This is a genomic window from Pseudomonas zhanjiangensis, from assembly GCF_041027545.1.
GTDB classification, from domain to species: domain Bacteria; phylum Pseudomonadota; class Gammaproteobacteria; order Pseudomonadales; family Pseudomonadaceae; genus Aquipseudomonas; species Aquipseudomonas zhanjiangensis.
In genome coordinates this window covers 277730-303914 of the sequence record NZ_JBFTEG010000001.1, presented here as the reverse complement: position 1 = coordinate 303914, position 26185 = coordinate 277730, and the positions used below count along the sequence as shown (strand labels likewise).

24 protein-coding genes are annotated in these 26185 nt (G+C 67.6%); 12 read left to right on the top strand and 12 right to left on the bottom strand.

From position 1 onward, the window contains the following. Positions 1–9: 9 nt before the first annotated feature. A complete protein-coding gene (gene pdxR, locus AB5S05_RS01395; RefSeq protein ID WP_369285618.1) occupies positions 10–1479 on the bottom strand; it encodes a MocR-like pyridoxine biosynthesis transcription factor PdxR in 1470 nt (489 codons plus the stop codon). 90 nt (positions 1480–1569) lie between these two features. On the opposite strand from pdxR, the gene AB5S05_RS01390 reads away from it, so the two are divergent. The 3 genes from AB5S05_RS01390 to AB5S05_RS01380 are packed head-to-tail and all read left to right on the top strand — an operon-like array spanning position 1570 to position 3375. Beyond that, the gene (locus AB5S05_RS01390; protein WP_369285617.1) at positions 1570–2202 is read left to right on the top strand and encodes an FMN-binding negative transcriptional regulator; all 633 of its coding nucleotides are present in this window, start codon (positions 1570–1572) and stop codon (positions 2200–2202) included. 19 nt (positions 2203–2221) lie between these two features. Continuing rightward, positions 2222–2665: a GNAT family N-acetyltransferase gene (locus AB5S05_RS01385; protein WP_369285616.1), complete on the top strand. Its 444-nt coding sequence runs from the start codon at positions 2222–2224 to the stop codon at positions 2663–2665. Positions 2666–2679: 14 nt separating this feature from the next. Continuing rightward, positions 2680–3375: a GNAT family N-acetyltransferase gene (locus tag AB5S05_RS01380; RefSeq protein ID WP_369285615.1), complete on the top strand. Its 696-nt coding sequence runs from the start codon at positions 2680–2682 to the stop codon at positions 3373–3375. A 5-nt stretch (positions 3376–3380) separates the two neighbouring features. On the opposite strand, the gene AB5S05_RS01375 is transcribed toward AB5S05_RS01380, so the two are convergent. After that, on the bottom strand, positions 3381–4199 hold the full coding sequence (locus AB5S05_RS01375; RefSeq protein WP_369285614.1) for a helix-turn-helix domain-containing protein: 819 nt from the start codon (positions 4197–4199) through the stop codon (positions 3381–3383). Positions 4200–4340: 141 nt separating this feature from the next. Between AB5S05_RS01375 and AB5S05_RS01370 the strand changes: the two genes are divergently transcribed. The 3 genes from AB5S05_RS01370 (at position 4341) to AB5S05_RS01360 (ending at position 7389) form a co-directional block, all read left to right on the top strand. Continuing rightward, positions 4341–5786 (top strand): alanine/glycine:cation symporter family protein, encoded by a 1446-nt coding sequence (locus AB5S05_RS01370; RefSeq protein ID WP_369285613.1) that lies wholly within the window; start codon positions 4341–4343, stop codon positions 5784–5786. A gap of 63 nt (positions 5787–5849) precedes the next feature. Further along, a complete protein-coding gene (locus AB5S05_RS01365) occupies positions 5850–6839 on the top strand; it encodes an asparaginase (protein WP_369285612.1) in 990 nt (329 codons plus the stop codon). A gap of 94 nt (positions 6840–6933) precedes the next feature. Then, positions 6934–7389, top strand: coding sequence for a GNAT family N-acetyltransferase (locus tag AB5S05_RS01360; protein WP_438943521.1), 456 nt, complete (start codon positions 6934–6936; stop codon positions 7387–7389). A gap of 65 nt (positions 7390–7454) precedes the next feature. Here the strand turns inward: AB5S05_RS01360 and glsB are convergent, their stop codons facing one another. The 5 genes from glsB to AB5S05_RS01335 all read right to left on the bottom strand — a co-directional run bounded on the left by glsB (position 7455) and on the right by AB5S05_RS01335 (position 13060). Next, a complete protein-coding gene (gene glsB, locus AB5S05_RS01355; protein ID WP_369285611.1) occupies positions 7455–8363 on the bottom strand; it encodes a glutaminase B in 909 nt (302 codons plus the stop codon). Between the two features lie 81 nt (positions 8364–8444). Further along, a complete protein-coding gene (locus AB5S05_RS01350) occupies positions 8445–8747 on the bottom strand; it encodes a DUF3240 family protein (protein ID WP_369285610.1) in 303 nt (100 codons plus the stop codon). Between the two features lies 1 nt (position 8748). Continuing rightward, positions 8749–9690, bottom strand: coding sequence for a sodium-dependent bicarbonate transport family permease (locus tag AB5S05_RS01345; RefSeq protein WP_369285609.1), 942 nt, complete (start codon positions 9688–9690; stop codon positions 8749–8751). 122 nt (positions 9691–9812) lie between these two features. After that, positions 9813–11633, bottom strand: a complete 1821-nt coding sequence (oadA, locus tag AB5S05_RS01340; RefSeq protein WP_369285608.1) for a sodium-extruding oxaloacetate decarboxylase subunit alpha — start codon at positions 11631–11633, stop codon at positions 9813–9815. Positions 11634–11644: 11 nt separating this feature from the next. Further along, positions 11645–13060 (bottom strand): acetyl-CoA carboxylase biotin carboxylase subunit, encoded by a 1416-nt coding sequence (locus AB5S05_RS01335; RefSeq protein WP_369285606.1) that lies wholly within the window; start codon positions 13058–13060, stop codon positions 11645–11647. 212 nt (positions 13061–13272) lie between these two features. On the opposite strand from AB5S05_RS01335, the gene AB5S05_RS01330 reads away from it, so the two are divergent. Beyond that, complete coding sequence (locus AB5S05_RS01330) at positions 13273–14235, top strand: LysR family transcriptional regulator (protein WP_369285605.1); 963 nt, start codon at positions 13273–13275, stop codon at positions 14233–14235. Here AB5S05_RS01330 and AB5S05_RS01325 read toward each other — a convergent pair. Further along, entirely contained in the window at positions 14177–14392 is a 216-nt protein-coding gene (locus AB5S05_RS01325) for a PA3496 family putative envelope integrity protein (protein ID WP_369285604.1), read from the bottom strand. The genes AB5S05_RS01330 and AB5S05_RS01325 overlap by 59 nt on opposite strands. A gap of 106 nt (positions 14393–14498) precedes the next feature. Next, entirely contained in the window at positions 14499–15368 is an 870-nt protein-coding gene (gene hexR, locus AB5S05_RS01320; protein ID WP_369285603.1) for a transcriptional regulator HexR, read from the bottom strand. 111 nt (positions 15369–15479) lie between these two features. Between hexR and zwf the strand changes: the two genes are divergently transcribed. Beyond that, positions 15480–16967, top strand: coding sequence for a glucose-6-phosphate dehydrogenase (zwf, locus tag AB5S05_RS01315; protein WP_369285602.1), 1488 nt, complete (start codon positions 15480–15482; stop codon positions 16965–16967). 26 nt (positions 16968–16993) lie between these two features. Here the strand turns inward: zwf and AB5S05_RS01310 are convergent, their stop codons facing one another. Beyond that, entirely contained in the window at positions 16994–17374 is a 381-nt protein-coding gene (locus AB5S05_RS01310; protein ID WP_369285601.1) for a c-type cytochrome, read from the bottom strand. A 112-nt stretch (positions 17375–17486) separates the two neighbouring features. Further along, entirely contained in the window at positions 17487–20366 is a 2880-nt protein-coding gene (locus AB5S05_RS01305; RefSeq protein WP_369285600.1) for a putative bifunctional diguanylate cyclase/phosphodiesterase, read from the bottom strand. A 223-nt stretch (positions 20367–20589) separates the two neighbouring features. Here AB5S05_RS01305 and uvrD point away from each other — a divergent pair, with 223 nt between their 5' ends. From uvrD to AB5S05_RS01285, 4 genes are all read left to right on the top strand, one after another. Then, a complete protein-coding gene (gene uvrD / locus AB5S05_RS01300; protein WP_369285599.1) occupies positions 20590–22779 on the top strand; it encodes a DNA helicase II in 2190 nt (729 codons plus the stop codon). A 41-nt stretch (positions 22780–22820) separates the two neighbouring features. After that, complete coding sequence (locus AB5S05_RS01295; RefSeq protein WP_369285598.1) at positions 22821–23912, top strand: TRAP transporter substrate-binding protein; 1092 nt, start codon at positions 22821–22823, stop codon at positions 23910–23912. Between the two features lie 101 nt (positions 23913–24013). Then, positions 24014–24634: a TetR family transcriptional regulator gene (locus AB5S05_RS01290; RefSeq protein ID WP_369285597.1), complete on the top strand. Its 621-nt coding sequence runs from the start codon at positions 24014–24016 to the stop codon at positions 24632–24634. Between the two features lie 68 nt (positions 24635–24702). Continuing rightward, the gene (locus AB5S05_RS01285; protein ID WP_369285596.1) at positions 24703–25536 is read left to right on the top strand and encodes a Tim44 domain-containing protein; all 834 of its coding nucleotides are present in this window, start codon (positions 24703–24705) and stop codon (positions 25534–25536) included. A 142-nt stretch (positions 25537–25678) separates the two neighbouring features. Here the strand turns inward: AB5S05_RS01285 and AB5S05_RS01280 are convergent, their stop codons facing one another. Beyond that, the gene (locus AB5S05_RS01280; protein ID WP_369285595.1) at positions 25679–26152 is read right to left on the bottom strand and encodes an aminoacyl-tRNA deacylase; all 474 of its coding nucleotides are present in this window, start codon (positions 26150–26152) and stop codon (positions 25679–25681) included. Between the last annotated feature and the right edge of the window lie 33 nt (positions 26153–26185).

The window sequence follows — 26185 nt, the reverse complement described above, 5'->3', positions numbered from 1 at the left end:
GCCCGGCCGCTAGACGCCCCAGGCCCGACGCAGCGCCTGCAGGGCCGCGGCGATCTGCGCCTCGGGCACCGCGGCAAAGCCCAGCACCAGGCCGGCGCGGCGGTCCGCCGGAGGCCCGCTGCCGGCCAGCCAGTAGTCGCTGAGGGCGTTCAGCTCGACCCCCACGGCCGCTGCCGCGGCGATCAGCTGGCGCTCGCGGGCCAGGCTGTCGACCCGCACGCACAGGTGCAGGCCGGCCTCCACCGCCGGCAACGGCGAGCAGCCCGGCACCTCGCTCGGCCAGCCGGCCAGCAGGGCATCACGACGAGCCTGGGCGGCGCCGCGCATGCGCCGGATATGCCGCTGGAAGTGGCCGGCGGCGATGAATTCGGCCATTACCGCCTGGCTGCCGATCTCCGAGTGGCGCATGTCCAGGGCCCGGCGCCGGGCGAAGGCCTCGGCCAGCGCCGGCGGCAGCACCAGGTAACCCAGGCGCAGCGCCGGGAAGGCGATCTTGCAGAAGGTGCCGACATAGAGCACCCGCCCCTGACGGTCCAGCGCGGCCAGTGGTGCCAGCGGCGTGCCGCGATAGCGATACTCGCCATCGTAGTCGTCCTCGACGATCCAGCTGTCCTGGCGTTCGGCCCAGTCGAGCAGTTCCAGGCGTCGCGCCAGCGACAGGGTGACGCCGGTGGGGTACTGGTGCGAAGGCGTGACATAGGCCAGGCGGCAGCGCCCCGCTCGCGCCAGCGCCGCCGTGTCCAACCCCTGGTCATCCACATCGATGCCCGCCAGCTGCGCCCCGGCCACCGCGAAGGCATGCCCGGCGGCGCGGTAGCCCGGGTTCTCGATGGCCACCCGGTCACCCGGTTCGACCAGCAACTGGGCGCACAGGCTGATGGCCTGCTGGGCGCCGCAGGTGACCAGGATCTGCGCCGGGTCGCAGTGCAGGCCGCGGCTGTTGCGCAGGTAGGCGGCGATCAGCTCGCGTAGCTGCGCGTCGCCGGCCGGGTCGCCATAGCCCAGGCGCGCCGGCGACGGCTTGCGCCAGAAGCGCGCCGACAGCCGCGCCCAGGTCTCGAAGGGAAACAGGTCGAAGGCCGGCACGCCGACGCGGAAGGCCCGCGGCGGCCCGTCCAGTGCGGCGGGCAGATGGTGCTCGGCGAGCCGCCGCAAGGCCGCGCGGGGTGCCGGGCCGGCGTGGACGGGCGGCGGCGCCGGGCGCACCACCGCGGCCAGCTCGGCCACATAGGTGCCGTCGCCGACCCGCCCTTGCACATAGCCCTCGGCATACAGCTGATCGAAGGCACGACCGACGGTGTTGCGCGAGATGCCCAGCAGCGCCGCCAGCTCGCGACTGGCCGGCAGGCGGATGCCGCTGGCCAGGCGGCCATCGAGGATGCGCTGGCGCAGTGCCTGGTACAGCTGGCGGGCCAGACCCTGGCCGGGGTCGAGGCGAATGCCGGACAGATCGACCGGCAGCGGTGCGGGAATGCCCATGTCATTGGCCCCATGAAAGTCGAAGAAAATGGATCTTACAACGGACCAATATCCTGCCTAGCATGAACGCTCCCCATAAGGAGTCTGTTCATGTACCTGCCTGCATCCTTTCGCCAGGACGACCTCGCCGCCCTGCACCAACAGATCGCCGAGGCGCGTCTGGCCACGGTCATCAGCCAGGGCCCGGAGGGCCTGCAGGCCAGCCACCTGCCACTGCTGCTGGTGGCCGAGGAAGGTGAGTTCGGCACCCTTTACGGCCATTTCGCCCGGGCCAATCCGCACTGGCGGGCGCTGGCTGATGGCCAGGAGGCGCTGGTGATATTCAATGGCCCGGAGGCCTACGTCAGCCCCAGCTGGTACCCGGCCAAGGCCGAGCACGGCAAGGTGGTGCCGACCTGGAACTACGTCGCCGTGCACGCCTACGGCCGGGCCGAGCTGTTCGACGACGCCGAGCGCCTGCTGACCCTGGTCGGCCGCCTCAGCGACCAGCATGAAGCCGGCCGCGCCCAACCCTGGGCGGTCAGCGATGCACCGCGGGACTATATCGACGGCATGCTGCGCGCCATCGTCGGCTTCGCCCTGCCGATCCAGCGCCTGGAAGGCAAATGGAAGCTCGGCCAGAACCGCAGCACCGCCGACCAGGCCGGCGTGCGCGAGGGCCTGGCCGCCAGCCTGGAGGCCCGCGACCTTGAGCTGGCCGCGCGGATGAACGGCCCTCACTGACCCAGCCCAGGAACGCCCCATGACGATCGAGATCCGCCCCATCGCTGCCGCGCACCACGCCGCCTGGCTACCCTTATGGCAGGGCTACCTGGCCTTCTATCAAACCGCGCTGCCGGCCGCGACCAGCGCCGTTACCTGGCAGCGCTTGCTCGACCCCGGCGAGCCGACCCACGCCGCCCTGGCCTGGTGCGATGGCCAGGCCGTAGGGCTGGTGCAGTGGATCTTCCACCGCTCCAACTGGTCGGTGGAAAACAGCTGCTACCTGCAGGACCTGTTCGTCACCGCCGACAGCCGCGGCGCGGGCATCGGCCGCCGGCTGATCGAACACGTCTACGCCCAGGCCCGTGACTCGGGCGCCACGCGGGTGCACTGGCTGACCCACGCGAGCAATGGCGACGCCATGCAGCTGTACGAGCGCATCGCCGAGCGCTCGGGTTTCATCCAGTACCGCCACCTGCTCTGAACGGGAGTCGCCCCATGACCGAAGCCACCCGACTCGACTGGCAGCCCGTGCCAGTCCCCGCCCGCGCACCGCTCGACGGCCAGTACGTGCGCCTCGAGCCACTCGACCCGGCCGCCCATGGCGACGACCTGTGGCAGGCCCTGCAGGGCCCGGGCGCCGACCCCGCGCTGTGGGACTACCTGCCCTACGGCCCGTTCAGCGAACGCGCCGGCTTCGATACCTGGCTGGCCGGCAATGCCGCCGCTGCCGACCCGCAATTCTTCGCCGTGATCGAGCTGGCCAGCCGGCGCGCCGTCGGCCTGCTCAGCTTCCTGCGCATCACCCCCAGGGACGGCTGCATCGAGATCGGCCATATCGCCTTCGGCGCCGCCATGCAGCGCAGCCCGGCCTCCACCGAGGCGGTCTATCTGCTGGCCGAGCGGGCCATGGGCAGCCTCGGCTACCGCCGCCTGGAGTGGAAGTGCAACGCGCTGAACACCCGCTCCATGCGCGCCGCCGAGCGCCTGGGCTTCGTCTACGAAGGCACTTTCCGCCAGCACATGGTGGTCAAGGGGCGTAACCGCGACAGCGCCTGGTTCTCGATCATCGACCGGGAGTGGCCGCGCTGCCGCGCCGCCTTCGAGCGCTGGCTGGCGCCGGCCAACTTCGCCGACGACGGCCGGCAACGGCAGCGCCTGGAAGCACTGCGCGGCGGCATTGGCCAGGGCTGAGCGGCCTATTCGATCTCGAACAGGCCGTCGCGTATATCCGCCGCCGTCAGCCGCTGCAGGATATCGGCATCGATCCGCGGATCGTCCGGGCTGTAGAGCATCACCTGGCGGTAGGCATTGACCCGGTTGATCTCCGTGCCGAGGAACTCCCAGACCACCCGGGTGCAGGCCGGGGTGCGCCGGTCGCCGCTGGACACCCCGGTCTTCAGGCCGTTGAGGCGGCTGATACGGCTCTTGAAGCTGGGGATCAGGATGGTCTGGCTCATCTCGTTGCCGGTCAGCGACTCGTAGTCGATCAGGAACAGCCGGTCCTGCAGGTAGAAGGCGGCTCCCAGGTAGCGGCAACGCACCCAGTCCTCCGCCGCGCCGCCGACGGCGCGCGACGGCTCCTGGCGCTCCTGGCGCTCGAACAGGTAGCTGCCGCGCTCCTCGCGCAGCTGCACCAGCGACAGCAGGATCTTGCCCGGCACCGACATGCAGTTGGCGTATTCGAAGTAATAGCCGCAGTAGCGCGCCAGGCTGCTGGAATGCTCGCGCAACGGCTGGAGGAACTCCAGCAGGGGGTCGCCGGCCGCCTGCTGCGCCTGGCCGGCGCTGCGCGCGCCGATCAGCTCGGCGAACTGCTCGCCCGGCAGGCCCAGTTCGAAGGCCTCGACGCCGAAGAAATCGCAGATGCGCTTGAGGTTGTAGGCGGTCGGCCGGCTCTGCCCGCTGAGGTACTTGTTGAACTGGGCGCGGTTGATCGCCAGCTGCCGGCAGACCTCGGCGATCGAGCGATAGTGGCTGCACAGCAGCTTGAGGTTGTCACCCAGATAGTCCGGCATGCGGCGGCCTCCATTGGTGCGAGCGACGCGATTGTAGCATCAACTCGCGCCTATTCGACGCCACCCGCGAAATTGCACGGCGGGTCCATCTGGCCAACCATTTGCGCTTCCCGCCAGAACAACAAGAGAGACCTTCCCACCATGCTAGATCTTCTCAACGACCTTATCTGGAGCAAGCTGCTGATCGTCATGCTGATCGGCCTTGGTCTGTACTTCACCGTGGCCTCGCGCTTTGTCCAGCTGCGCTACTTCGGCAGCATGTTCCGCATCTTCCGCGAGGCCTTCCAGCACCAGCCGGGCCAGCTCAGCTCGTTCCAGGCGCTGATGCTCAGCGTCGCCGGCCGCGTCGGCGCCGGCAACATCGCCGGCGTGTCGGTGGCGATCATGCTCGGCGGCCCGGGCGCGATCTTCTGGATGTGGATGGTCGCCCTGGTCGGCATGGCCACCAGCTACTTCGAGTGCTCCCTGGCCCAGCTGTACAAGCGCCGCGAGCCCGATGGCGGCTACCGTGGCGGCCCGGCCTTCTATATCGAGCACGGTCTCGGCCAGCGCTGGCTGGGCATCGTCGTCTCCCTGCTGCTGCTGGTGACCTTCGGCTTCGGCTTCAACGCCGTGCAGTCCTACACCGTGGCCAGCTCGCTGCACGACACCTTCGGCCTGCCCACCCTGGCCAGCGGCATCGCCCTGGTGGCGGTGATCGGCCTGATCATCTTCGGCGGCATCAAGCGCATCGCCAAGTTCGCCGACGTGTTGGTGCCGGCCATGGCCTTCTCCTACATCGCCATGGCCCTGTTCGTCATCGGCAGCAACCTGGACGCGATTCCGGCCACCCTGGCGCTGATCGTCAACAGCGCCTTCGGCCTGGAGCCGGCCTTCGCCGGCGGCATCGGCGCGGCCATCATCATGGGCGTCAAGCGCGGCCTGTTCTCCAACGAGGCGGGGCTGGGCAGCGCGCCCAACGTCGCCGCCGTGGCCGAGGTCAAGCACCCGGTCGCCCAGGGCATCGTGCAGTCGCTCAGCGTGTTCATCGACACCCTGATCCTGTGCAGCTGCACCGCGCTGATCATCCTGCTGTCGGGCGTCTACCAGCCGGGTACCGAGATGGCCGGCGTGGTCCTGACCCAGACCGCCATGGCCGCGGTGGTCGGCGAGTGGGGCCGGGTGTTCGTCAGCATCGCCCTGCTGCTGTTCGTCTTCACCACCCTGATCTACAACTACTACCTCGGCGAGAATGCCCTGGGCTTCTTCACCAGCAAGCGCTGGCCGGTGCAGGTCTACCGCGTGCTGGTGGTCGGCCTGGTACTCTGGGGTTCGGTGCAAGACCTGGGCACCGTGTTCGCCTTCGCCGATGTGACCATGGGCCTGCTGGCCATCGCCAACCTGGTGGCCCTGGCCCTGCTGTTCAAGGTCGGCCTGCGCCTGATGCGCGACTACGACAGCCAGATCAAGGCCGGCGTCGAATCGCCGGTGCTCGACCCGGCGCAGTTCGCCGACCTGGACCTGGATCCGGCGGTATGGCCGGCCAAACCGGCGACCCCACAGGCGGCCGACCTGGGTACCATCGGCGACAGCGTTTATCAGCGCTGAGCGATCGGCTAGGTTAGACACAGGGGGCTAGGCCCCCTGTTTTTTTAGGAGAGGAGAGCCGTCATGGCTTGCACAAAACTGCTGGTGCTCTATACCGGCGGCACCATCGGCATGCAGCAGAGCGCCGAGGGCCTGGCACCGGCCGCCGGCTTCGAGGCGCGGATGCGCGCCCAGCAGGCGCTGGAGCAGGGCCGTGACCTGCCCGAATGGACCTTCCGCGAGCTGCTGCCGCCGATCGACAGCGCCAACATGAGCCAGGCCAACTGGCTGGCGATGGTCGCAGCGATCCGCGCCGGCGTCGAGCAGGACGGCTGCGACGCCGTGCTAGTGCTGCACGGCACCGACACCCTGGCCTACAGCGCCGGCGCCCTGAGCTTCCTGCTCCTGGGCCTGGACCTGCCGGTGCTGCTGACCGGCTCGATGAAGCCGGCCGGCGCCGACGGCAGCGATGCCTGGGACAACCTGTTCGGCGCCATGGCCGCCCTGCAGCGGGGCGTCGCCCCCGGCGTGCACCTGTATTTCGATGGCAAGCTGCTGCACGGCGCGCGGGTCAGCAAGCTGGCCAGCGCCTCACTCGGCGCCTTCGCCGAGCTGCCACGCCTGCGCCGCAGCGCGCGCGCCGCCAGCCTGCCGACCGCCCTGGACTATCGCCAGCCGCGCCAGCCGGTCAGCCTGGCCGTGCTGCCCTTCTACCCCGGCATCCAGGCCGCCCAGGTCGAGGCCCTGCTGGCCAGCGGCGTGCGCGGCCTGCTGCTGGAATGCTACGGCAGCGGCACCGGCCCCTCGGACGACGCCGGGCTGCTGGCCGCGCTCGAAGCGGCCCATGAACAGGGCGTGGTGCTGGCGGCTATCAGCCAGTGCCTGCAGGGCCATGTGGAGTTCGGCGTGTATGCCGCCGGCAGCCAGCTGGCCGCCAGCGGCCTGGTCTCGGGCGGCGGCATGACCCGCGAGGCGGCGCTGGGCAAGCTGTTCGCCCTGCTCGGCGCCGGGCTGGCGCAGGCCGAGGTGGAACACTGGTTCGCCCTCGACCTGTGCGGCGAACGGGCCGACTGAAGCAGGCGGTCTCGGCGACCCGGCCCGCGCGCAGCACTTGCAGGCGGCGCGCAAGCGTTACAGGATGTTCAGTCATACCGAAAGGAGTTGCCCGATGGCCGTTCGTATTCCCGCCGAGGTCCGTCCCGTCAGCGCCGCCGACCAGGCCGCCTGGCTGCCGCTGTGGCAGGGCTACCAGCGCTTCTACATGATGGAGATCCCCGCCGAGGCCAGCGAGGTGGCCTGGCAGCGCTTTCTCGATCCGGCCGAGCCGATGCATGCCGCCCTGGCCTGGCACGAGGGCAAGGCCATCGGCATGGTGCACTGGGTCTTCCATCGCTCCTGCTGGACCGTGGAAGACTACTGCTACCTGCAGGACCTGTTCATCGCCAAGGACGTGCGCAGCAGCGGCGTCGGCCGCCAGCTGATCGAGTACGTCTACGCCCGGGCCCGCGAAGCCGGCTGCGCCCGGGTGCACTGGCTGACCCACGAGAGCAACAGCCGCGCCATGCTGCTGTATGAGCGGGTGGCCGAGCGCTCCGGCTTCGTCCAGTTCCGCAAGCTGCTCTAGGGTGGATCACGCGCTATCGATTCAGCGGGCCCCGGGGTCGGCGTCCGACGCGGTCGCCGGGCGGTTCAGAACACCGACCAGCCGATGCGCTGACTGAGCGACTCCAGCGCCGCCATGCCGGCCAGGGAGTTGCCGGCGGCGTTCAGCTCCGGCGACCACACGCAGACACTGAAGCGCCCCGGCACCACCGCGACTATGCCGCCGCCGACCCCGCTCTTGCCCGGCAGGCCGACCCGATAGGCGAAGTTGCCGGCCTCGTCGTACAGCCCGCTGGTGGCCATGATCGCGTTGACCTGCTTGGTCTGCCGCGGCGTGAGAATCTGCTCGCCGCTGTGCTTGCAGAAGCCGTCATTGGCCAGGAAACAGAAGGCCCGGGCCAGGTCGGCGCAGCTCATGCGCAGCGCGCAGTGGCTGAAATAGCTGCGCAGCACCGCCTCGACCTCGTTATGGAAGTTGCCGAAGGCCTGCATCAGGTAGGCCATGGCGGCGTTGCGCGCGCGGTGCTGGTACTCCGACTCGGCCACCCGGTTGTCGATGACCAGCTCCGGGTTGCCGGACAGGCGCCTGACGAAGTCGCGCATCGACAGCGCCGGCGCGGCGAAGCGCGACTGGTTGATGTCGCAGATGACCAGGGCGCCGGCGTTGATGAAGGGGTTGCGCGGTCGCCCGCGTTCGAACTCCAGCTGCACCAGCGAGTTGAACGGCTGACCGGACGGCTCGTGGCCGAGGCGTTGCCAGATCGCCTCGCCGGAATGGTCGATGGCCTGGACCAGGCTGAACACCTTGGAGATGCTCTGGATCGAGAAGGCCGTGCGCGCATCGCCGGCACAGAACAGCTCGCCGTCGTTGCTGTACACCGCAATGCCCAGCTGACGAGGCTCGACGCTGGCCAGCGCGGGGATATAGCCGGCCACCTGGCCCTGGCCGATCAGCGGGCGGACTTCATCGAGGATATCGTTCAACAGCGCTTGCATGTTCGGCCTCGCAGCGGGGCCCGGGCGGCGCCCGGGCTACCGCTGCTAGACGAACGGCGACGGCGCCGAATCACACTGCGTTCAGAACTTGGCGGGGCGCAATACCTCGACTTCGGCCAGGTAGCTGACCATGGCGTAGTCGGCGTAGTAGTGCTGCTGCAGGTGCTCGGCCAGGCGCTCGGCCAGCTCGCGGGCGCAGATGATCTCCACCCGGATATTGCCCTCGGTGTCCCAGCCGGCGCTGCGCACGCCGCGGCCGCCGCGGCCACGGGCGTCGGAGATGGTCCAGCCGGGGGCGCCGAGGTGCTCCAGTTCGGCCACCAGCTTCTTCTCCAGGGCCGCCTCGCAAATCACGGTGAGCAGGGTACGGGTCGATACGTTCATGTCAGAGCCCCCAGGCGATGAGTTGTGCGGCCAGACCGTGGTAGAGCGGAATGCCGATCAGGATGTTGAAGGGGAAGGTGATCCCCAAGGACGCGGTCAAAGACAGCGAGGGATTGGCCTGGGGCAACGCCAGGCGCAGGGCCGCCGGCACCGCGATATAGGAGGCGCTGGCCGCCAGGGTGGCGAGCATCGCGGTGCCACCCAGCGACAGGCCCATGAAGCGCGCCAGCAGGGCGCCGATCAGCGCGCCGAGCAGTGGCATGACCAGGGCGAAGCTGGCCAGGCGCAGGCCGAACTGTTTGAGCGAGCCCAGCTGACCGGAGGCGATCAGGCCCATCTCCAGCAGGAAGAACGCCAGCACCGGCTTGAACATGGTGGTATACAGCGGCTCCAGCGGCTTGATCGCCTCCTTGCCGGCCACCGCGCCTATGACCAGGCCGCCGAGCAGCAGCATGATGCTCTTGCCGAGGAAGATCTCCCGGCCCAACTCGCCCCAATGGGTGTCGCGGCTGATGCCCTTGGCCAGGACGATGCCGACCAGGATCGCCGGAATCTCCAGGATCGCCACGAACAGCGGCATATAGCTTTCGAAGGCGATCTCGCGCGAGACCATATAGGCCACCACCACGGCGAAGGTACCGGCGCTGACCGAACCATAGTGGGCCGCCACCGCCGCGGCGTTGATCCGGTCGAAACGCAGGCCGCGCAGCAGGCCGAAGGCCAGCAGCGGCAGGCACACGCCCAGGGACAGCACCAGCAGGGCCTGGGCCAGCAGGGTCAGGCTGGCATGCGCCACCAGCTCCACCCCGCCGTGCAGGCCGATCGCCAGCAGCAGCACGATCGACAGCGTCTCGTACAGCGCCGGCGGCAGCTTCAGCTCGCTCTTGAGCAGGCCGGCCGCCAGGCCGAAGACGAAGAACAACACCACCGGATCGATACCCATCTCACTCTCCTGTATCGGCCGACACGAATCGACCGGGCAAAAAAAGGGAGCCTTGCGGCTCCCGGAGGACTCACTCGTTAAAAGACATCAGGAAGCCTGGCTGGCGATACATGCGGCGGCCTTCACTCGATCTCGATCAGGACTTCGCCCGGGGTGACCCGGTCGCCCTTGACCACATTCACGGCCTTGACCGTGCCGGCGATCGGCGCCTGCACCTCGGTCTCCATCTTCATCGCCTCGCTGATCAGCACCGATTGGCCGGCCTTGACCACGTCGCCTTCCTTGACCAGGACCTCGACGATATTGCCCGGCATGCTGGTGGTCACGTCACCCGGCGCGCTGGCCTGCTTGCGCTTGTTGCCGCCGCCGCTGACGAACTGGTTGAGCGGCTCGAACACCACTTCCTCCGGCATGCCGTCGATCGACAGGTAGAAGTGGCGCTTGCCCTCGCCCTTGAGACCGACGCCGGTGATGTCGACCCGGTAGCTCTCGCCGTGGACGTCGACGATGAACTCGGTCGGCACCCCTTCGCCGCCGGCGGCGCCCACGCCACCGGCCTCGGGAATCGGCAGCAGGGGCTCGGGAGTGAGGGTGCCGGCCTCGCGCTCCTCGAGGAACTTGCGGCCGATATCGGGGAACATGGCGTAGGTCAGCACGTCCTCTTCGGACTTGGCCAGCACATTGATCTCGCCGCGCAGCTTGGCCATTTCCGGCTTGATCAGGTCGGCCGGGCGCACGTCGATCACCTCTTCGCTGCCGATCGCCTGCTTGCGCAGCTGCTCGTTGATCTTGCCCGGCGCCAGGCCGTAGCGGCCCTGCAGGTAGAGCTTCACCTCGTTGGTGATGGTCTTGTAGCGCTCACCGGCGAGCACGTTGAACACCGCCTGGGTACCGACGATCTGCGAGGTCGGGGTCACCAGCGGCGGGAAACCGAGGTCCTCGCGCACCCGCGGGATCTCCGCGAAGACTTCGTCGATGCGGTCCAGCGCGCCCTGTTCCTTGAGCTGGTTGGCCAGGTTGGACATCATCCCGCCCGGCACCTGGTTGACCTGCACCCGGGTGTCGACGCCGGTGAACTCGCTCTCGAACTGGTGGTACTTCTTGCGCACCGCGTAGAAGTACAGGCCGATCTCCTGCAGCAACTCCAGGTCCAGGCCGGTGTCGTACTCGCTGCCCTTGAGCGCGGCGACCATCGACTCGGTGCCCGGGTGGCTGGTGCCCCAGGCCATGCTGGAGATGGCGGTGTCGATATGGTCGGCGCCGGCCTCGATGGCCTTGAGCTGACACATGGCGCCGAGACCGGCGGTGTCGTGGCTGTGCACGAACACCGGCAGGTCGACCTCGGCCTTGAGCGCCTTGACCAGGTCATAGGCCGCGTAGGGGGTGAGCAGGCCGGCCATGTCCTTGATCGCCACCGAGTCGATGCCCATGGCCTGCATGGCCTTGGCCTGAGCGACATAGGCCTCGACCGTGTGCACCGGGCTGACGGTGTAGCTGAGGGTGCCCTGGGCATGCTTGCCGGCTGCCTTCACCGCCTCGATCGATACACGCAGGTTACGCACGTCGTTCATCGCGTCGAAGATGCGGAACACATCGATGCCGTTGACCGCCGCCTTGGCCACGAAGGCGCGCACCACATCGTCGCTGTAGTGGCGGTAGCCGAGCAGGTTCTGCCCGCGCAGGAGCATCTGCAGGCGGGTGTTGGGCAGCGCCGCCTTGAGCTTGCGCAGGCGCTCCCAGGGATCCTCCTTGAGGAAGCGGATGCAGGCGTCGAAGGTGGCGCCGCCCCAGACTTCCAGCGACCAGTAGCCGACCTGGTCGAGCTTGTCGCAGATCGGCAGCATGTCTTCGGTGCGCATCCGCGTGGCCAGCAGCGACTGGTGGGCGTCGCGCAGGATGGTATCGGTAACGGTTATTTTTTTAGAAACAGGGGTCTTAACCATTTCTCAAATCCTCACAGGCCGGCGTAGGCGGCGATAGCGGTGGCGACGGCCAGGGCCAAGTGCGACGGGTTGCGCTTGATCGAATACTGGGTCAGTTCCGGATGGCTCTCGACGAAACTGGTGTTGAACTGGCCACTGCGGAACTCGGGGTTGCGCAGGATCTCCTGGTAATAGGCGGCGGTGGTCTTGACCCCCTGCACGCGCATGTCGTCCAGGGCGCGCAGGCCGCGGTCCAGCGCCTCTTCCCAGGTCAAGGCCCAGACCACCAGCTTCAGGCACATCGAATCGTAGTAGGGCGGAATGGTGTAGCCGGTGTAGATCGCCGTGTCGGTGCGCACGCCGGGGCCGCCCGGCGCGTAGTAGCGGGTGATCTTGCCGAAGCTGGGCAGGAAGTTGTTCTTCGGGTCCTCGGCGTTGATGCGAAATTGCAGGGCATAGCCGCGGTGGATGATGTCTTCCTGCTTGACCGACAGCGGCAACCCTGCGGCGATGCGGATCTGCTCGCGGACGATATCCAGACCGGTGATTTCCTCGGTGATGGTGTGCTCGACCTGGACCCGGGTGTTCATCTCCATGAAGTACACCTCGCCCTCGGCCAGGAGGAACTCCACGGTACCGGCGTTCTCGTAGCCCACCGCCTTGGCCGCACGCACCGACAGGTCGCCGATGTAGGCGCGCTGCTCGGGGGTCAACTGCGGGCTGGGAGCGATCTCGATCAGCTTCTGGTTGCGCCGCTGGATCGAGCAGTCGCGCTCGAACAGGTGCACTACGTTGCCGAAGCTGTCGCCGAGGATCTGCGCCTCGATGTGCTTGGGATTGACGACGCATTTCTCCAGGAACACCTCGGCACTGCCGAAGGCCTTGGTCGCCTCGGAAATCACCCGGGGAAACGCCTGCTCCAGCTCCTCGGCGCTGTTGCAGCGGCGAATGCCGCGGCCGCCGCCGCCGGAGGTGGCCTTGAGCATCACCGGGTAACCGATGCGCTCGCCTTCGCGCAGGGCCTCGGCCAGGTCGGCGACGTTGCCCTCGGTGCCCGGGGTGACCGGCACGCCGGCGGCGATCATGCTGCGCCGGGCCTCGGTCTTGTCGCCCATGCGGCGGATCACCTCGGCCGCCGGACCGATGAACTTGATCCCGCGTTCGGCGCAGATCTCCGCCAGTTCGGCGTTCTCCGACAGAAAACCATAGCCCGGGTGCAGGGCATCGCAGCCGGTCTCCACCGCCAGATTGACCAGCTTGCGCGGGTTCAGGTAGCCGGCCAGGGGGTCGGCGCCAATGCAGTGCGCCTCATCGGCGCGCTTGACATGCAGGGCCATGCTGTCGGCATCGGAATAGACCGCCACCGAGCGGATGCCCATCTCAGCGCAGGCGCGCACGATGCGCACGGCAATCTCGCCGCGGTTGGCAATCAGGATTTTCTTGATCACAAGTCTTGTCCTCGACCAGGCGCAGGTGAATCGGTAACCAGCAAACCGGACAAGCCGGTCGAAACCCGGCCGCTGCTCGTCCAGCGGCACTGCGACCACCCTACGTCGCATGGCTGATTAACAAAAATCAATAATTATTTGAGTGGCCATAAGTAAAAACTTATATTGACCCAGGACAGGCTCGCCCGGGCCTTCGGCAAGAGACCATTGCGATGCGTAAGTCCCTGATGCGCATGACCCTGCGCCAGCTTCAGGTGTTCCGCTCGGTGTGCGAGCAGCGCTCCTACAGCCGCGCCGCCGAGGACATGGCGCTGACCCAGCCGGCGGTCAGCCTGCAGATTCGCCAGCTGGAAGAACTGGTCGGCCAGCCGCTGTTCGACTATATCGGCAAGAAGCTCTATCTGACCGACGCCGCCGAGGCCCTGCAGCGCGCCAGCGCCGATATCTTCGGCCGCCTGGAGAGCCTCGACATGCAGCTGGCCGACCTCCAGGGCTCGCTGCAGGGCCAGCTCAGCCTGGCCGTGGAGTCCAGCGCCAAGTACCTGATCCCCCACCTGTTCGCCGCCTTTCGCCGCGACTACCCGGAAGTCGGCCTGCAGCTGGTGGTGGTCAACCATGCCCAGGCGGTGCGCCGCCTGAGCGCCAACCGCGACGACCTGCTGATCATGTCGCAGGTGCCGGCGGACATGGCCCTGGAGTTCCTGCCCTTCCTCAACAACCCGATAATCGCCGTGGCCTCGCCTGACCATCCGCTGTGCGCCCGCGAGCAGCTGAGCCTGCAGGACCTCACCGCCTGGCCGTTGCTGCTGCGCGAAGCCGGCTCCGGTACGCGCCAGGCCGGCGAGGAATACTGCCACCAGAAGCGCGCGCATTTCCCGCAGACCCTGGAAGTCGGCTCCACCGAGAGTCAGCTCGAAGGGGTGATCGCCGGCCTCGGCCTGGCCCTGCTGCCGCGCCATGCGGTGCGCCGCGAACTGCAGTCCGGCGCCCTGTGCGAACTGCCCGTCGGCGAACTGCCGCTGCTGCGCAGCTGGTGCGTGGTGCACCCGCGCGGCAAATACCTGTCGCCGGTGGCCCAAGCGTTCTTCGCCTTCGTGCGCAACCGCCGCAGCGAGATCAACGCCCTGGCGGAGCGCTTCGCGGCTGCAGCGCCCGGCTCGACGCCAGGTAGTTAACCGCGATCAGCTCGGGGTAATCGCTCAGCTGCTCCTGCAGCTGACGCTGTTCGGCGTAGCTCTCGATGGCCCGGCGGTAGGCCATGCGGCGCTGGTCGAGCAGCTTGCGGCGGGTCTTCGTTTCGTTCGACTGCGATTCATCCAGGTAGCGAGCCATCTCGGGTCTCCCAGGCCGAATAACGGGAGTTCCAGCATCGGCCCGGGGTGTGACGCTTTGACGGCGGCGTGATGACGCTGCGGTGACCGCCGGCCGGCGGCGCGCCTCAGTGCTCCTCGCTGGCCTTCACCGACTTGGGCGACAGGCGCAGGCTGCGCAGGCTGCGCTTGACGCTCTTGAGGTGGTTGACCAGGCTCGGCCCGCGGGCCATGGCCACGCCCATGGCCAGCACGTCGATCACCACCAGATGGGCGATGCGCGAGGTCAGCGGGGTGTAGATCTCGGTGTCCTCCTGCACGTCGATGGCCAGGTTGACCGTGGCCAGGTCGGCCAGCGGGGTCTGGCTGGGGCATAGGGTGATCAGGGTGGCGCCGCTCTCGCGCACCAGGTTGGCGGTGATCAGCAGGTCCTTGGAGCGCCCCGACTGGGAAATGCAGATGGCCACGTCGCTGGGCTTGAGGGTCACCGCGCTCATCGCCTGCATGTGCGGGTCCGAGTAGGCCGCGGCGGTGAGCAGCAGGCGGAAGAACTTGTGCTGGGCATCGGCGGCGACCGCGCCGGAGGCGCCGAAACCATAGAACTCCACGCGCTGGGCCTGGGCGCAGGCGGCAATGGCCTGCTGCAGGGCCTGCGGGTCGAGGTGCTCGCGCACCTCCATCAGGGTGTGCAGGGTGGTGTCGAAGATCTTCAGGCTGAAGTCGGCGACCGAATCGTCCTCGTGGATCGCGAACTGGCCGAAGCTGGCACCGGCGGCCAGGCTCTGTGCCAGCTTGAGCTTGAGGTCCTGGAAGCCGCTGCAGCCGATGGCCCGACAGAAGCGCACGATGGTCGGCTCACTGATGCCGACGTTGTGCGCCAGCTCGGCCATGGAGCTGTGCATCACCGCCGCCGGGTCGAGCAACACGTGGTCGGCCACCTTGAGTTCCGATTTGCGTAACAGGTGACGCGACTGGGCTATGTGCTGCAACAAATTCACAAGAAATAGACTCTGCTGAAAGTATCGAATCCGCCGGCCGATCCTCAGCCGAGGCATGACTCGGTTATGATCGGCGCAGGCCGGGTTGTAGTGGCCTTGTAGTTATACTACATGACCGCCCAGCCCGCACGGTCAAACCGAGTCGGAGTTCCTGCTTTGAGCATTTCCTGTGACATGCTGGTCTTTGGCGGCACGGGCGATCTGGCCCTGCACAAACTGCTGCCGGCGCTCTACCACCTGCATCGCGACGGCCGCCTGCACGCCGACACGCGGATCATCGCCCTGGCCCGCAAGCGCCACAGCCTTGCCGCCTACCAGACCCTGGCCGAGCGCCACTGCCGCGCCCAGGTCGAACGGGCCGACTTCGACAACGACAGCTGGCACAGCTTCGCCGCGCGCCTCGACTACTTCGCCATGGACGCCGGCCAGAGTGCCGACTTCGGCCGCCTGGCCAAGCACCTGGGCGCCGCCGCAGAGCGGGTGCGGGTTTACTACCTGGCCACCGCGCCGGACCTGTTCGAGGACATCGCCGCGCACCTGCAGAACGCCGGCCTGGCCGGCGCCCAGGCGCGCATCGTGCTGGAGAAGCCGATCGGCCACTCGCTGGCCTCGGCCCAGGCGATCAACGCGGCGATCGGCGCGGTGTTCGACGAGTCGCGGGTGTTTCGCATCGACCACTACCTGGGCAAGGAGACGGTGCAGAACCTGATGGCGCTGCGCTTCGGCAACGCCCTGTTCGAACCGACCTGGCGCGCCGGGCATATCGATCACGTGCAGATCAGCGTGTGCGAGACCCTCGGCGTGGAAGAACGCGGCGGCTACTACGACCACGCCGGGGCGATGCGCGACATGGTGCAGAACCACCTGCTGCAGCTGCTCTGCCTGGTAGCCATGGAGGCGCCGGTGCGCTTCGACGCCGAGGCGGTGCGCAACGAGAAGGTCAAGGTGCTCGAGGCGCTCAAGCCGATCTCCGGCCTCGACGTGCAGGACAAGACCGTGCGCGGCCAGTACACCGCCGGAAAGATCGGCGGGCAGGAGGTGCCTGCGTACTACTTCGAGAAAAACGTGGACAACGACAGCGATACCGAGACCTTCGTCGCCGTCCAGGCCGAGATCGACAACTGGCGCTGGGCCGGCGTGCCCTTCTACCTGCGCACCGGCAAGCGACTGGCGAAGAAGACCTCGGAGATCCTCATCCAGTTCAAGCCGGTGCCGCACCGGCTGTTCGCCGGCTGCCAGGTCAACCAGCTGCTGATCCGCCTGCAACCGGAGGAACGCATCAGCCTGCAGCTGATGGCCAAGACCCCGGGCAAGGGCATGCACCTGGAACCGGTCGAACTGGACCTCAACCTGGCCCAGGCGTTCCGCCGCAAACGTCGATGGAACGCCTACGAACGTCTGCTACTGGACGTGATCGAGGGCGATTCGACGCTGTTCATGCGCCGCGACGAGGTGGAGGCCGCCTGGCAGTGGGTCGACCCCATCATCAAGGGCTGGCACCAGCACTACCAGAGCCCACGCCCCTATCCGGCCGGCAGCGACGGCCCGGAACAGCTGCAGGGCCTGCTCGAACGCCACGGACGCCAGTGGATGGAGTAACCGTGCCGGCGGCGCGGGCTCGGCTACTAGAGGGTGCGCAGGAAGCTGATCAGGTAGTCCTGCTCGGCCTTGTCGGTGATGGACACATGGCGCATGCGGGTGCCCGGCACCAGGGCTTCGTTGTCGCTGATCCACTTGCGCAGGTTGTCCTCGTTCCAGCTCAGACCGGAAGCCTGCATGGCCTTGGAGTAGGCGAAGCGCGGCACGCTGGCCGCCGGGCGACCCAGCACGCCGACCAGGCTCGGACCGAAGGCATTCTGACTGGTGTCCAGCGAGTGGCAGGCCGTGCAATGGTGATTGAACAGCTGACGGCCGGCGGCCGCCATGCCCTCGTCTGCGGCGTGGCTGGTCAGGGGTGAAAGCAATGCAACGCTTAACGCGATCAGTGACGGCAACGGAAGATTCATCGTGCGGCTCTCATTAAGTGGCTCGGCAAAGACAGTATATTTTGTGTGCCTTTTACCCGACTCTTGTACAAAAGCAGCGATTGGCTAGCACCAAAGTAGCGATGGGCCGAGCTCAGGCCAGGCCGGCCTGCTCGTGGAGCAGGCTGACCAGGGCGGCGGCTTCGAGGGGCTTGCTGATCAGGAAGCCCTGGATCTCGTCACAATACTGGGCCTTGAGGAAATCCATCTGCTCCTGGGTTTCCACCCCCTCGGCGACCACCTTCAGCTCCAGGCTGTGGGCCATGACGATGATCGCCCGGGTGATGGCCGCGTCCTCGCTGCCCGGGGCCAGGCCGCGGATGAAGGCCTGGTCGATCTTCACGTAGTCCACCGGGAAGCGCTTGAGATAGCTGAGCGAGGAGTAGCCGGTGCCGAAGTCGTCGATCGCCAGCTTGACCCCCAGGTCGCGCAGCTGCTGGAAGGTGGCGATCACACTCTCGACGTTGTCGAGCAACTGGCTCTCGGTCAGCTCCAGCTCGAGCAGGTGGGCCGGCAGCCCGGTTTCCTTGAGCAGCTGGCGTACCTGACTGGTCAGGTTGCCCTGGCGCAACTGATGCACCGACAGGTTCACCGACACGCGGATGTCGGCCAGCCCCTGGCGTTGCCAGTCGCGCGCCTGCTGGCAGGCCTGACGCAGGACGAACTCGCCGATCGGCGCGATCAGGCCGGTTTCCTCGGCCAGCGGGATGAACTCGCCCGGCGGCACCAGGCCGCGCTCCGGGTGGCGCCAGCGCACCAGCGCCTCGGCGGCGTTGAGGCTGTCGTCGGCCAGGCACAGCTTGGGCTGGTAGAACACCTCCAGCTGGCCCTCCTCGATCGCCTTGCGCAACTGGGTTTCCAGTTGCAGGCGCTCCAGGGTGCTGGCCTGCAGGTTGTCGGTGAAGAACTGAAAGGTATTGCCCCCCAGGTGCTTGGCGTGCTCCTTGGCCATGTTCGCCTGGCTGATCAGCGCGGAGATTTCCCGCGCGTTGTCCGGCAGCAGGCTGATGCCGACCGAGGCACTGATCACCAGTTCCTGGCCGCCGACGGTGAGCGGCAGGCGCAGCTTGCTGAGCAGCCGGCTGGCCAGGCGCGCCAGGCTCGACAGGCTGCCGTAGGCATCGATCAGCACGGCGAATTCGTCGCCGGACAGCCGCGCGATGGTGTCGGCTTCCGGCACCGCCTGGGTCAGGCGGCGGCTCATCTGGCGCAGCAACTGGTCGGCCAGGTCGTGGCCGAGGCTGTCGTTGAGCAGCTTGAAACGGTCCAGGTCGATATGCAGCAGGGCCAGGCTGCGGCCGCTCTGCCGCGCACGCTGGCTGGCCTCGTGCAGGCGCTCGCGGAACAGGCTGCGGTTGGCCAGGCCGGTCAGGTCGTCGTAGTGCGACAGGTAGCGCAGGCGCTCCTCGGTCTGACGCCGCGTGGTCAGGTCGGCGAAGAAACCGACGATATGGCTGACGCTGCCGCGCGAGTCGCGCACCACGCTCAGGTGCAGCCATTGCGGATAGAGCTCGCCGTTCTTGCGCGTCTCGGTCAGCTCGCCCTGCCAGTGGTCACGCTGCTCCAGTTCCAGGCGGATCGACTGATACTGGCGCCGCGACTCGCGGCTGCCAATCAAGGCCACCACGCTCTGCCCGACCAGTTCCTCCCGGCGGTAGCCGGTGACCTGGCAGAAGGCCTGGTTGACCGCCAGCAGCCGGTAATCCGGGTCGAGGATGAGGATGCCCTCGCTGGCCGCCTCGAACACGGTCGCGGCCAGGCGCTGTTGTTCTTCCTGATGCTTGCGCGCGGTGATGCTGCGCCGCGTGCCGAGCATGCGCAGGACCCGGCCATGAACGTCGCGCTCGACCGCACGGCCGCGGTCTTCGACCCACACCCAGTGGCCGTCGGCGTGCTTGACCCGGTACTCGACCTGGTAGCCATCGCTGCGCCCCTTCATGTGCTCGACCAGGGCCCGGCGCAGCAGCGGCAGGTCGTCCGGGTGCAGGCGCGGCTTGAGGTCGCGCAGCATGGCGTGGACCTGCTCGGGGTCGAGGCCGAATATTTCCCTGAGCTGCGAGTGGTGCACCTCATCGCTTTCCAGGTTCCAGTCCCACAGCCCCAGCTCGCTGGCCTCCAGGGCCAGGGCCAGGCGCGCCTCGCTCTTGCCCAGGGCATGGGTGGCGTCATCCAGCTCCAGGGTGCGCTCGGCCACGCGCATCTCCAGTTCGTCATGGGCGCCGCGCAGCTCCCGTTCGGCGCGGCGGCGCTGCTCGACCTCGTGGGCCAGCTCCCGGTTCAGCTCTTCGGCCTGCGACTTGGCGCGCTCCAGGCTGGCGATCAACGCCTGGTTATGGAAGCGCTGCAGCAGGCTGCGCTGCACCAGGCGGTTGACCTGCCAGGCCACCACCAGCAGGGCCAGCAACAGGACGCCGCCGAGCAGGCCCCAGCCGCGCTGCAGGTGATCCTCGCTGAACAGCAGGAATACCGAGGTCGGCAGCAGGCAGGGCACGGCGAAGGCGACAAAGGCCGGCAGGCTGACCGCATAGGCGACGCTGGCCGAGAGAATCGCCGTGGCGATCAGGCCGTAGACCAGGGCCTGCTGGTAGAACGCCTCGCCCGGCACCAGGGCCACGGCGGCGAAAGCCAGGGTCAGGCCGGAGGCGGCGGCGCCAATCAGGAATTTGCGCTGCCAGTCCGGGTGGGCCTGGCGGCTCGGCGCAGCGGCATGGAAGGCATTGACCTGGACCAGACGCAGCACCGCCAGCAGCAACAGCCAGATCAGCCAGCCGGACAGCAACGCGCGCGACTGTGGCGTCCACAGCAAATAGGCGCAGGCCACGCCGTTGAGCAGCATGAATAGGGTCGGCAGCCGCGAGCCCTGGTAGAGCAGGCGGGTTCTTTCGATGTCGAGATCCGTCGCATACTGCTGGCGAATGCCGCGCATCTCGTTCTGGGTCAACTCGGCGACTATGCCGCCAGGGGTGTGGATCATAGGCGATTTTCTTGTAATGGTTGCCTAGGCGTCGGCGCAGCATACCCGAGCTAGACGCTCCGCCCAACTGGGGCAGGGGGCAATTTCAGCGACAGAGTTGCGACTTTCGTCGCGGCCCGGGCGGCAGAGCGAGCCGGCAGCTGGCGCGCTACCGCCGGTCCGTTAGCGCCTGGCCGGTCATCGCTGGTTTGCCCTGCTCGGCGGCGCCCCCTAGAATGCCGCGATGCGCGATGATCTCTCCTTTCTGCTGAACTCCCTCAACGATGCCCAACGCCAGGCCGTAGCCGCCGGCCTGGGCCGTCAGTTGGTCCTGGCCGGCGCCGGTTCCGGCAAAACCCGCGTACTGGTGCACCGCATCGCCTGGCTGATCCAGGTCGAGCGCGCCTCGCCGCACAGCATCCTGTCGGTGACCTTCACCAACAAGGCCGCCGCCGAGATGCGCGCGCGCATCGAGCAGATGCTCGGGATGAATCCGGCCGGCATGTGGGTCGGCACCTTCCACGGCCTGGCCCATCGCCTGCTGCGCGCCCACTGGCAGGAGGCCGGCCTGGCCGAGAACTTCCAGATCCTCGACTCGGACGACCAGCAGCGCCTGGTCAAGCGGGTGATCCGCGAGCTGGGCCTGGACGAGCAGCGCTGGCCGGCGCGCCAGGCCCAGTGGTTTATCAACGGGCAGAAGGACGAAGGCCTGCGGCCGAAGAACATCCAGCCCGGCGGCGACCTGTTCCTGGCCACCATGCTGAAGATCTACGAGGCCTACGAGGCGGCCTGCGCCCGCGCCGGGGTGATCGACTTCTCCGAGCTGCTGCTGCGCGCGCTGGACCTGTGGCGCGACAAGCCGGGCCTGCTCGAGCACTACCAGCGGCGCTTCCGCCACATCCTGGTCGACGAGTTCCAGGACACCAACGCCGTGCAGTACGCCTGGCTGCGCCTGCTGGCCAAGGGCGGCGACAGCCTGATGGTGGTGGGCGACGACGACCAGTCGATCTACGGCTGGCGTGGCGCGCGGATCGAGAACATTCAGCAGTTCTCCGACGACTTCAAGGACGCCGAGGTGATCCGCCTGGAGCAGAACTACCGCTCCACCGCCGGCATCCTCAAGGCCGCCAACGCCCTGATCGCCAACAACCAGGGGCGCCTGGGCAAGGAGCTGTGGACCGAGGGCGGCGACGGTGAGCCGATCAGTCTGTACGCGGCGTTCAACGAGCACGACGAGGCGCGCTACGTGGTCGAGTCGATCGAGGACGCCCTGCGCAAGGACGGCCTCAAGCGCAGCGAGATCGCCATCCTCTACCGTTCCAACGCCCAGTCGCGGGTACTCGAAGAGGCCCTGCTGCGCGAGAAGATTCCCTACCGCATCTACGGCGGCCAGCGCTTCTTCGAGCGCGCCGAGATCAAGAACGCCATGGCCTACCTGCGCCTGCTCGACGGCCGCGGCAACGACGCGGCGCTGGAACGGGTGATCAACGTGCCGGCCCGCGGCATCGGCGAGAAGACGGTCGAGGCGATCCGCGAATACGCCCGCGCCCACGAGCTGTCGATGTGGCAGGCGATCCGCCTGATGATCGCCGCCAAGGCCCTGCCCGGCCGCGCCTCGGGCGCCCTGGCCGGCTTCGTCGAACTGATCGACAACCTGGCCGCCAAGGTGCTGGAGATGCCCCTGCACCTGATGACCCAGACGGTGATCGAGCAGAGCGGGCTGATCGCCTACCACCAGGCCGAGAAAGGCGAGAAGGCCCAGGCGCGGATCGAGAACCTCGAGGAGCTGGTCAGCGCCGCGCGCGCCTTCGAGAACGACGAAGACGACGAGCTGACCCCGCTGCAGGCCTTCCTCAGCCACGCCTCGCTGGAAGCCGGCGACACCCAGGCCGCGGAAAACGAGGACAGCATTCAGCTGATGACCCTGCACAGCGCCAAGGGCCTGGAGTTCCCCCTGGTGTTCCTGGTCGGCATGGAAGAAGGCCTGTTCCCGCACAAGATGAGCCTGGAAGAACCCGGCCGCCTGGAGGAGGAACGCCGCCTGGCCTACGTCGGCATCACCCGGGCCATGCACAAGCTGTTCGTTACCTATGCCGAGACCCGCCGGCTGTATGGCAGCGAGACCTACAACAAGGTCTCGCGCTTCGTCCGCGAGGTCCCGCCGGCGCTGATCCAGGAGGTGCGCCTGTCGGGCAGCGTCAGCCGCCCGTTCGCCTCGAGCAACCGCGGCATGGGCGGCAGCAACCTGTTCGCCGGCAGCGAAGTACCGGACACCGCCTTCAGCCTCGGCCAACGCGTGCAGCATTCGCTGTTCGGCGAAGGCACCATCCTCAACTTCGAGGGTTCCGGCGCCCAGGCGCGGGTGCAGGTGAATTTCGAAAGTGAGGGCAGCAAGTGGCTGATGCTCAGCTACGCCAAGCTGCAGGCGCTCTAACAAGACCAATAAACCGCATTGCCCAATCAGGGAGATTTTCGATGAATCGCCGCAACCTCTTCGGCGCCGCCATGGCGCTGCTCGCCACGCTCGGCCTGGCCGGCTGCAAGGACGAACAAGCCGCCAGCGAGCAGGCCGCCGCGCCGGTGCAGAGCTTCCAGTGGAAGATGGTCACCGCCTGGCCGAAGAACTTCCCGGGCCTGGGCACCGCCGCCGAACGCCTGGCCGAGCGGGTCGCGACCATGAGCGGCGGACGCCTGACCATCAAGGTCTACGCCGGGGGCGAACTGGTGCCGCCGCTGGAGGTGTTCGATGCGGTGTCGCGCGGCACCGCCGAACTGGGTCACGGCGCCGCCTACTACTGGAAGGGCAAGGTGCCGGCCGCACAGTTCTTCACCGCCGTGCCATTCGGCCTGTCCACCCCGGAAATGAATGCCTGGCTGAGCCACGGCGGTGGCCAGGCGCTGTGGGACGAGGCCTATGCTCCCTATGGCGTCAAGCCACTGGCGGTGGGCAATACCGGCATGCAGATGGGCGGCTGGTACAACAAGGAAATCAACACCCTGGCTGACCTCCAGGGCTTGAAGATCCGCATGCCGGGCCTGGGCGGCGAGGTGCTGTCACGCCTCGGTGCGACCACCGTCAACCTGCCCGGCGGCGAGATATTCACCGCCCTGCAGACCGGCGCCATCGACGCCACCGACTGGGTCAGTCCCTACAACGACCTGGCCTTCGGCCTGCACAAGGCGGCCAAGTTCTACTACTACCCGGGCTGGCAAGAACCCCAGGCGGTGCTCGAACTACTGATCAACCAGAAGGCCCTCGACAGCCTGCCGGCCGACCTGCAGGCGATTCTCACCGAGGCGACCCGCGCCGCCAACCAGGACATGCTCGACGACTACGTCTACCACAACGCCATGGCCCTGGATCAGCTCAAGCAGCAGGGCACCCAGCTCAAGCGTTTTCCCGACGAGGTACTGCAGGCCATGCAGGTGCAGTCCGAGGCAGTACTCGGCGAACTGGCCGCGCAGAGCGAGCTGAACGGGCGCATCTGGGCGTCGATGACGGCCTTCCAGGCCCAGGTCAGCCAGATGCACCAGCTCTCCGAGAAAGAACTCTACAACTGGCGCTAGTCACCTCGGCAACCCGCACAAACGGAGCCCTCGGGCTCCGTTTGTCGTTTCCAGCCTGCATTCGGCGTCTGCCGGCCCATACTCGACTGCGAGGTGAGTCGATGAGAAAGCCAACCGTCACCGCGCCGAAGATTCTCGATACGGCCCTGCAGCTGGCCGATACCTGTGGCTGGGAACGCCTGCGCCTGTTCGACGTGGCGGCCCAACTGGGCGTCGGCCTGGATGCCATCGCCGAGCATTATCGGGACAAGGACCAACTGGTCGAGGCCTGGTTCGACCGCGCCGACAGGGCCCTGCTGGCGCGCAGCAAAGCCGCCGACCTGCTCGCCCTGGAGCCGGCCCGGCGCCTGGAAGAACTGCTGGTCGCCTGGCTCGACTGCCTGGCCAGTCACCGCGACGTGACCGGGCAGATGCTGCTGTACAAGCTCGAGCCCGGGCACCTGCACCTGCAGGTGCTCGGCCTGCTGCGCATCAGCCGCACCGTGCAGTGGTGGCGCGAGGCGGCACAGCGGGAAACCCTGCACCTGCGGCGCATCGCCGAGGAGAGCCTGCTGACCGGCGTCTACCTGCGCTGCTTTATCCACTGGCTGCGCCATCCCGAGGAAGACGCCGCCGAGTTCCGCGCCCTGCTGCGCCGGCAGCTGCGTGGCGGGCCGCTGAGCCTGTTGCTGCGCCCCCGTGATGCGAGGGCAAACGCAAGGCAAAAGCCCGAAACACTCTGAGGCTGGCCTTCGCTTCGGGCGGCAGGCAAGATGCCGCGCAGAGTTCCAGCCACCAAGAGTACTCCTCGATGCAGCGTTTCCTCAGTATCGCCATGGTCATGTGCCTGGCGCTGACCTTCAGCTTCGAAGCCCACGCCAAGCGCTTTGGCGGTGCCAAGTCCTTCGGCTCGGCGCCCAGCCACCAGACCCGCCAGGTGCAGCCGTCGACCACCTCCAGCACCGCGACCTCGACCGCCACCCGTCAGCCCGCTGCCACCAGCGGCGCCTCGCGCTGGCTCGGCCCGCTGGCCGGCCTGGCCGCCGGCGGCCTGCTCGCCTCGCTGTTCATGGGTGACGGCTTCGAAGGCCTGCAGATCATGGACATGCTGATCTTCGGCCTGATCGCCTTCCTGCTTTTCCGCTTCCTCGCCGCCCGTCGCCAGGCCGCCCAGCCTGCCCCCGCTGGCGGTGCGCCCTACCAGCGGGAAATGCCGGCCAGTGCCAGCCCGATCTTCGGCAGCGGCAGCGCCGCGATCAAGCCGGTGATCAATGCCCCGGCCTGGTTCAACGAGCAGAGCTTCGTCGCCGCCGGCCGCGAGCACTTCCTCAGCCTGCAGCAACACTGGGATGCGGGCGAGATGGACAAGATCGGCGAGTTCGTCACCCCGCAGCTGCTGGAGTTCCTCAAGCGCGAGCGCGCCGACCTGGGTGACGGCTTCCAGTCCACCTATATCGACGACCTCGAGGTGCAACTGGACGGCGTCGACGACCTGAGCGACAAGACCGTCGCCACCCTGACCTTCAGCGGCCTGTCCAAGACCTCGCGCTTCGACCAAGGCGAGGCCTTCAGCGAAAGCTGGCGCCTGGAGCGCGCGGTCGGCGACAACCAGCCCTGGCTGGTGGCGGGCATCCGCCAGAACTGATCGGCCCTTGCGCTTCTCGAACCCCAGGCCCGCCTGGGGTTTTTTATCTCCGCCGACTCAGCGCCGCCCCTTGTTCGACGGCCGCCCGACCCGATGCGGCTGACGCCGGGCGATCGACCGACGCCAGACGAAGAGCGGCGGCCTAGCCGGGCTGCGGACAGAGCTCACAGACTTCCGCACGGGGCACCAGCTTGAGAAACTGCTCGGTGCTCAGGTGCACCAGGCTCTCGTGATCGCCGGCCTCGAAGTAGATATCCTCCTGGCGGGTCAGCAGCGGGTCGACCCGCATGTTCATCCCGTAGGCCTCGCCGATCGCCGGCACCGCGCCCAGTTCGCAGTCCTTGAACAAACTGGCGATGTCCGCTTCAGCGCTCAGATGCCACAACTCGTCACCCTTGCAGACCATACTCATGTCCAGGTGACGATTGGCCGGTAACACGGCCATCAGATAATGCCCCTTGCGATCGTCGAGGATCACCGGTTTGGCCAGGCGCTCGGCCGGAACGCTGGCCACCCGCGCCGACTCCAGGCTGGTCTCGGAATGCGGGTGAGGCACTATGTCGAACTCACACTGAGCCTGTTCCAGGCTGCGTTTGAGGGTTGCTGCCATGTGCATGGTCCACCTCCTCTGCGCGCCTGCCGGGCAGGC